Annotated in this window: 1 protein-coding gene; it reads right to left on the reverse strand. The window is 70.1% G+C overall.

Annotation, left to right across the window (positions count from 1 at the left end):
• Positions 1-170 precede the first annotated feature (170 nt).
• Positions 171-1,394: an IS4 family transposase gene (locus ACIRFL_RS43840; RefSeq protein WP_404041375.1), complete on the reverse strand. Its 1,224-nt coding sequence runs from the start codon at positions 1,392-1,394 to the stop codon at positions 171-173.
• Positions 1,395-1,436: the final 42 nt, after the last annotated feature.

The following is a 1,436-nucleotide window of genomic DNA, read 5'->3' on the forward strand; positions in this document are numbered from 1 at the left end:
CAATGCCGGTGACTTAGGTGGTGTTCGGTCTGGAGATCGTGAGGACTGCCGTGGTTGGTGGTGGCGCATCGCGGTGCTCGGCTCGCTTGAGGGGCCAGTTGGACATCTTGCGTTTGATGACGCGTGGACTGGTCCGTTGACGCCGCTGGGGTAGGAGGCGTTCGGTGATCTCAGCCCGGGTGCGGGTCAGTGCCCGGGTGAGTCTGCCGGGGGGAAAGCGCCGCCTGGGCGGGGACCTGGCGGCGCACGACACGCAGGCTGCGGATGAAGGAGATCCGGTCGGGGTCCACGCCCTGGCGGAGGGCGGCCTGGTGCATGAGGTGCCGGATGGCATGGTGGACCAGGAGGAATCCGTAGATCTCCTGGTCCACGCCCCAGGGGTGCTTCGAGCGCAGGACGAGGCGGGGGCCGCGCTGGTGGGTCTTGATCTCGTCCAGGGTCGTCTCGATCTCCCAGCGCTGGACGTAGAGCGCGGCGAGGTCGGCTGCCGGGGCCGCGTCCGGGTCGAGGATCGTGGTGAGCAGTCGGTAGACGGTGGCGTCCTTGTGGCCGGCCAGGGTGTACTCGATGACCCGCACCTGCACCGGATTGCGGCGCCGCTTGCGGTCCGCCTCCGCGTGAATGGAGCTGAGGTAGGAGCCGTCGGCCAGGGCCTTCACCACCGGCAGGGCCGCGCTGGAGCGCACCCGCCACAGCAGGTCGGCGCCGGTGGCACGGGCGGCCTGCCACAGCTCGAAGCCGTAAAAGCCCCGGTCGGCAAGCAGGAGCATCCCTTCGCCGAGCTGGGGAAACAGCTGCCGGGAGAGTGTCTGCTCGCCCGCCGACAGCGGTCCGCTGACGGCCCCGAACACTGCGTGGGTGCCGCATTCCGCCAGTGCGACAACCCGCGCCTGGGGGAACGCGCCTGCTCCACGGCCGGAGGCATGGCGGCCGAAGAACTCCTCGTTGGCGGCCGTGTCCGCGACGTCCAAGGTCGTGCCGTCCACCGCGACCAGACGCCAGTGCCGGTACCAGGCGCCGACCGTCTCGGACACGGCCACCGGCCGGCAGACCCGGGCGAACAACGCCTTCAACGGCTCCACGCCCAGACGCCGACGGGCCCGGCCGATGGCGGCGGTCGTCGGCACCCGCCACGACCGCCGTCCGTCGCCCAGCCCCTCGCCCAGCAGCCGGGCGACCTCTTCGTATCCCTGCCCGAAGAACAGGCACATCGCGAGGATGAAGTAGACCACCACCCGCGCTGGCAGCAGACGGCTGCGCTGCTCGGCCCGGCCGGTCTCGGCAATCACCTCGTCAACCAGGCTCGGGGGAAACGCCTGCGTGAGCACCCCGATCGCAATCCGGTCCGACAACCGCTCACCCGCAGGCGCCTTGACCTGCCCCACCCTCGCCATACGAAGGACAACGAGCCACAGCCACTTAAGTCACCGGCATTG

The organism is Streptomyces sp. NPDC102462 (assembly GCF_044765425.1).
GTDB lineage: Bacteria > Actinomycetota > Actinomycetes > Streptomycetales > Streptomycetaceae > Streptomyces.

Coding starts and splice junctions, on each gene's coding strand:
- ACIRFL_RS43840 (WP_404041375.1), bottom strand. CDS start 1,394: ATGGCGAGGGTGGGGCAGGTCAAGGCGCCTGCGGGTGAGCGGTTGTCG.